The 4,925-nt window shown below is 46.6% G+C and carries 4 protein-coding genes and 4 tRNA genes; 2 read left to right on the forward strand and 6 right to left on the reverse strand.

The features are described from left to right. Positions 1-123: 123 nt before the first annotated feature. The 4 genes from ACLBVC_RS24650 to ACLBVC_RS24665 form a co-directional block, all read right to left on the reverse strand. A tRNA-Thr gene (locus ACLBVC_RS24650) sits at positions 124-199 on the reverse strand. A gap of 7 nt (positions 200-206) precedes the next feature. Continuing rightward, a tRNA-Gly gene (locus tag ACLBVC_RS24655) sits at positions 207-281 on the reverse strand. Positions 282-411: 130 nt separating this feature from the next. Further along, a tRNA-Tyr gene (locus ACLBVC_RS24660) sits at positions 412-496 on the reverse strand. A 19-nt stretch (positions 497-515) separates the two neighbouring features. Further along, a tRNA-Thr gene (locus ACLBVC_RS24665) sits at positions 516-591 on the reverse strand. Between the two features lie 383 nt (positions 592-974). Between ACLBVC_RS24665 and ACLBVC_RS24670 the strand changes: the two genes are divergently transcribed. Together ACLBVC_RS24670 and coaA are read left to right on the forward strand one after the other, a co-directional pair. Continuing rightward, positions 975-1,511 carry a GNAT family N-acetyltransferase gene (locus ACLBVC_RS24670; RefSeq protein WP_410151798.1) on the forward strand — a complete coding sequence of 179 codons (537 nt, stop codon included), beginning with the start codon at positions 975-977 and terminating at the stop codon, positions 1,509-1,511. 220 nt (positions 1,512-1,731) lie between these two features. Beyond that, complete coding sequence (gene coaA, locus ACLBVC_RS24675; RefSeq protein ID WP_152325062.1) at positions 1,732-2,682, forward strand: type I pantothenate kinase; 951 nt, start codon at positions 1,732-1,734, stop codon at positions 2,680-2,682. Between the two features lie 50 nt (positions 2,683-2,732). Here coaA and birA read toward each other — a convergent pair whose 3' ends face one another. Both birA and murB read right to left on the reverse strand, forming a co-directional pair. Then, positions 2,733-3,692 carry a bifunctional biotin--[acetyl-CoA-carboxylase] ligase/biotin operon repressor BirA gene (gene birA / locus ACLBVC_RS24680; protein WP_410151800.1) on the reverse strand — a complete coding sequence of 320 codons (960 nt, stop codon included), beginning with the start codon at positions 3,690-3,692 and terminating at the stop codon, positions 2,733-2,735. After that, the gene (murB, locus tag ACLBVC_RS24685; RefSeq protein WP_410151802.1) at positions 3,689-4,726 is read right to left on the reverse strand and encodes a UDP-N-acetylmuramate dehydrogenase; all 1,038 of its coding nucleotides are present in this window, start codon (positions 4,724-4,726) and stop codon (positions 3,689-3,691) included. Before murB ends, birA begins: the two co-directional genes overlap by 4 nt. Positions 4,727-4,925 lie beyond the last annotated feature (199 nt).

Raw genomic sequence — 4,925 nt, forward strand, 5'->3', positions numbered from 1 at the left:
CTTTTCTTTAGACATCGATTGTCCCTCTAAGACACGGTTAAATCGGTGGTATCACCACATCAACCAAGCATTTGCTTGACGAATTAGTTTACAGAAAGAAAATCAGGAGGGAGAATTTGGAAGTGGTGCTGATAGGCAGATTCGAACTGCCGACCTCACCCTTACCAAGGGTGCGCTCTACCAACTGAGCTATATCAGCACATACTTGGAGCGGGCAGTGGGAATCGAACCCACATCATCAGCTTGGAAGGCTGAGGTAATAGCCATTATACGATGCCCGCATCCTGGAACTCGGCTACCTAATTTTTCTGAAGAACTCGAAGACGGGGAAAAGGACGTGAGACACTTAATTCCTCACCTTCACTTAAAGCGACTCTTTCACTTTAAGTTGCTTCATTGCTGAAGCTTGTATGGTGGTGGGGGAAGGATTCGAACCTTCGAAGTCGATGACGGCAGATTTACAGTCTGCTCCCTTTGGCCGCTCGGGAACCCCACCTAATTGTTAAGTACTTGAATGGTGCCGGCACCAAGAGTCGAACTCGGGACCTACTGATTACAAGTCAGTTGCTCTACCAACTGAGCTATGCCGGCATCAAGTGCTGCGCATTCTAGGGAGAGTTTACGGGGTATGCAACAAATAAATTGCATGTTTTGCTCTAACGCTCATGTTTTATTCAAAAAGTAGGCTTTTGCCCGTATAAATACGTTTAAAGGCTCAAATAATGTGCAATAAACGTCGCCTCAGGCCTGGCTGTCGAGCCGATACATGAGTTTTTCCTCACCGTTCATCTTTATAAAAAACCTTCATGCCGCCTGCCAGTGCAATTTATGCACTTAAAATGTGCTGTTGCCTCATCAAAGATCATCAACCGGCTATTTCTTTTCGGCCAATACTGTTTTAACGGCATTTTTTATTGGCGCAATTTTTGCAGTCTTCTTTTCGAACGCGCTGTTTTCTTATCAGGAGTGCTGCAATGAAAATAGTCATGCTTAATGCGGCGACATTACCTATCTACCGGGGTGAACTGGCACAACTTCTGGTAGATGCCAACAGCGAGGGAGGCTCTGCTGGGTTTCCCTACGCCATGGAACTGATAGACGCCGAAGATTCCTTTAATGATTTGCGGCCCGCACTTGCCCAAAATGAGCGTTTGCTTTGGATAGCTCGTGATGAGCGAGGCGTTATCGGAACAGTCCAGCTGGATTTAACACACCTGGCAGATTTACCACATGAGGCAGAAATTAATACCCTGTTGGTTCGCGCACATGCAAGACGACATGGCGTCGGCAGATTGTTAATGCGTGAACTGGAAAACACCGCTCAGAACCTGCGTTGCACCGTTTTGTCTTCCGATATGCAATCAGGCTCTGAAGCAGAAGCCTTCTATCGCGCACAGGGTTACCGCTGCGCGCCCTTCAAAGCTGAATCCGCCCGCTACACTCGAAAAAGTGAAGTCGTCTACTATAAGCGGCTTTCTGCGTTTGCCTGTTCTCCTACTTCTCTCTTCTAATTAGCCAAACGGGGCGGCAAAACCCTCCCCGTGTTAATGCAACATCTTCCTTGTTTGCATAACTTTCTTAAAAATTTTTAAACTCAATCAAAGAAATCGATAAGTTATAAGAAAAAGATCTCTCCTGAAAATTAAGGTGTCTATAATATGCTGCTGGTTTACTGTCTGGAGTTGGCGTGATCGCCTTTCCTGACCTGCGCTAACAGGCAGACTTTAACTTATGAAAAAAAGAGACCCATCTTTGGCAACTCCTTATCTGCAGTTCGATCGTGCGCAGTGGGCAGCCTTACGTGATTCAGTACCGCTAACGCTCAAAGAAGCGGAAGTCGTGAACCTGAAAGGTATCAACGAGGATTTATCCCTCGAGGAAGTCGCTCAGATTTATCTGCCGCTTTCACGCCTTCTCAATTTTTACATCAGTTCCAACTTGCGCCGGCAAGCTGTGCTTGAACAGTTTCTCGGCACAGACGGACAGAAAATACCTTATGTCATTGGCATTGCGGGAAGTGTTGCTGTGGGCAAGAGCACAACAGCGCGTGTCTTGCAGGCATTACTCAGCCGCTGGCCCGAGCATCGCTCCGTGGAGCTGATCACCACCGATGGATTCCTCTATCCCAATAAGACATTGCAAGAACGTGGGATTATGAAGAAAAAGGGGTTCCCGCAGTCGTACGACATGCATCAGCTGGTAAATTTCGTTTCTGAAGTTAAATCAGGCGCTAAGCGTGTAACTGCTCCGGTATATTCGCATCTGATCTATGATGTGATACCCGATGGGAATAAAGTCATTGAGCAGCCAGATATTTTAATTCTTGAAGGGCTCAATGTTTTACAAAGTGGAATGGATTACCCTCACGATCCGCATCATGTATTTGTTTCTGACTTTGTGGATTTCTCAATATATGTTGATGCGCCGGAAGATTTATTACAGGGTTGGTACATAAATCGCTTCCTGAAATTCCGTCAAGGTGCATTTTCTGATCCCGACTCCTATTTTCATCACTATGCAAAGCTGCCGGAAGAAGAAGCAGTTAACATTGCAACCCAGTTATGGAATGAAATTAACGGATTGAATTTAAAAGAAAATATATTGCCCACACGTGAAAGAGCCAGCCTAATCTTGACGAAAAGTGCGAATCATGCCGTTGAAAGCGTCCGGTTGAGAAAATAAGAGTTTTACAAATGAATAAAGGAGAGCTGGTGCTCTCCCTTTAATTTTACTCAGACACCGCGCAGTGATATCTCGCCACCAATATACGGTTTAATTTTACCTTCTTGCTCAAGCAACAATGCGCCCTGCGGATCAATTCCCCGTTCGATGCCATGAATTTCCTGATCACCAATCAGCAATTTGACCGGCCGGTCGAGGAAATTATCTAAACCCCGCCAACGGACAATAAACGGTGTTAAACCTTCCTGTTCAAAATGAACTAAAGCTGAACGCAGCTCTTTCAACAATGTTGCAGTGAGTTCGTTGCGGTCAATATTCACGCCCGCTTCTTGTAAGTTGATCCATCCCTGATTGATGGTATCGGTCGCAGGTTCACGCATTTTGAGATTGATGCCTGCCCCGATAACCAAATGGGCAGCGTCCCCGGTTTTACCCGTTAACTCAACGAGAATACCCGCCAGCTTACGGTCATTGAGATAAAGATCGTTAGGCCATTTGACCCGGACATTTTCTGCTCCGAGGTGATGAAGTACTTCCGCCATGACAATCCCGATCACCAGGCTCAGCCCCATTGCCGCTGCGGGACCTTGCTCCAGTTTCCAGTACATAGAAAGATAAAGATTGCTGCCGAAAGGTGAAAACCACTTACGGCCACGGCGACCCCGGCCAGCCTGCTGGTATTCTGCAACGCAGGCATCACCCGAATTCAGCTGGCTAATTCTGTCCATCAGAAACTGATTGGTAGAATCAATAACAGGCAGGACACTTACCCCACCAGCCGGAAGCATTGCAAGAATCTTCTCTTCTTCCAGCAACTGAATAGGATAAGGTAAGCTGTACCCTTTCCCGGGGACCGTGAAGATATCGACACCCCAGTCCCGTACAGTCTGAATATGTTTATTAATTGCCGCTCGGCTCATTCCCATGACAGTACCTAACTGTTCACCAGAATGAAACTCACCGTCGGCCAAAATCGAAATCAGTTGCAATGGCACTGTAATATCCTTCATGAAAGTATCTCCACTGCATTCACTTCACCTTCTGCGGCAATGAAACGGACTTCAGGCTCAAGCCAAATACCAAATTTTTCCGCAACTGCATCACGAACATATTTCGCCAACGCGCGGACATCACCGCTGCTCGCATGGTCTTTATTAATGAGTACCAGGGCCTGTTTCTCATGCACTGCAGCGCCGCCAATGTTAAAACCCTTCAGGCCGGACTGTTCAACTAACCAACCCGCGGCAAGTTTTACCTGCCCATTGGCTTGTGGATATGATGGCATTGAAGGGTACTGGCTGCTGATTTTATCTGCAACTAAAGCACTAACGGTTGGATTTTTGTAGAAGCTGCCCGCATTCCCGGTGACGGCAGGATCCGGTAATTTGCTGCGTCGCATTGAGCATACTGAATCAAAGATCTTCTGCGGTGTTACGGTCTGAGGATCCAGACGAGTCAGGTCACCATAAGTAAGTTTCGGCAACCATTGTTTCGTCAGCTTCAAACCGACGGCTACGATTGCATAACCGTTTTTATAAGAATGTTTGAATATGCTTTCGCGATAGCCGAACTGGCAATCTTCGTCACTTAAACGCACTAGTTTTTCGGTTTGCAGATCTAAAACATCAACATAATTACAGATGCTTTGAAGCTCAATTCCATAAGCACCAATGTTCTGAATAGGCGCAGAGCCTACACACCCAGGGATCAGGGCCAGGTTCTCCAGCCCCGGAATATTGCGTTCCAGTGCGTAGCAAACCAGCTCATGCCAGTTTTCTCCGGCACCGACATGCAATAGCCATTCATCAGCGTTTTCAGCCAGTTCAATACCTTTTATTCGATTCAAAACGACCATACCGGCAAAGTCTTCAAGAAAAAGAACGTTGCTTCCTTCACCTAAAAGCAGGAAGGGTTGCTGCTTTTCTTTCGCAGACTTCCAGGCCGTGATCAGCTGTTCTACACTACAAACACTCACGATTTCAGCAGCCTGTGCAGCAAGGGAAAAGGTATTTCGGGATTGAAGAGAGGTGTCGTCAATCGACATAACTAGATTACTCATTGGTGACTTATTTGAGCTTAGTTTAACCGATTCGTCGCCCTCTGACGCACAGTTTTCTGGCGGAGAACCCGTCAAGAAAAGGCGAAAGTAAAGTAAATGACCTTCAGCGACCTCTGATTTTCCCGATTTTCCCATAGCAAAAAGCCCTGTACGTCAGTACAGGGCTTTCCACTTATTTGATGCC

Origin of the sequence: Rahnella selenatireducens (genome assembly GCF_046449555.1) — a bacterium.
Classification (GTDB): domain Bacteria; phylum Pseudomonadota; class Gammaproteobacteria; order Enterobacterales; family Enterobacteriaceae; genus Rahnella; species Rahnella selenatireducens.